Source organism: Mesorhizobium sp. M3A.F.Ca.ET.175.01.1.1 (genome assembly GCF_004791945.1).
GTDB lineage: Bacteria > Pseudomonadota > Alphaproteobacteria > Rhizobiales > Rhizobiaceae > Mesorhizobium.
In genome coordinates, this window is record NZ_SRTP01000051.1 from 1 (window position 1) to 574 (window position 574).

Annotated in this window: 1 pseudogene; it reads right to left on the reverse strand. The window is 64.5% G+C overall.

What is annotated here, in order from left to right:
- Window positions 1-574: pseudogene (locus tag EN818_RS30685) on the reverse strand (peptide synthetase); the annotation flags it as partial.

Below are 574 nucleotides of genomic sequence, written 5' to 3' on the forward strand. Positions count from 1 at the left end.
CGGGTGGCCCCGCCAGACCGTGTTAGGATCAAGGACCTCGCCCTTCATCCCGAAGCAGTCGACATCCGCCACGGATCCCTTACCCATCACCACCGCGTAGTGGACTAAGACGGCCGGCGCCAGGGTGCAGCCATCGCCGATGCGGATGTAGTCGGACTTGAATGCGCCCTCCTCCAGCGAGTGCGCCTGGATGACGCAGCCCTCGTTGAGCGTCACGTCGTCGCCGATCTCCACCAGCGACCGCTCGGTGATGATGCAGCCGCCGTCATAGAGGCGCAACCCGACCTTCACGCCCAGCATGCGCAGGATGATCGGCCGGAACGGGGTGCCGGTGAACAGGCCCATGATCGGCGAATCGGACAGCTTCCAGTGACGTTCGTGCCGCCAGAAGACAGGGTCGTAGATTGTCGCCATCCTGGGCTTCAGCCGGCGGAAGCCGAGGCTGGCGCGCTCCAGGAAGATGTAGAACGGGATGCCGATCGCCGTGGTCAGCATCACCGCCGCGAACATCGCTGTCTGCCCCCATTCGGTATAGTAGTTGAGCGCGCGGTCCCAGATGGCGAGCGTCAGGAAC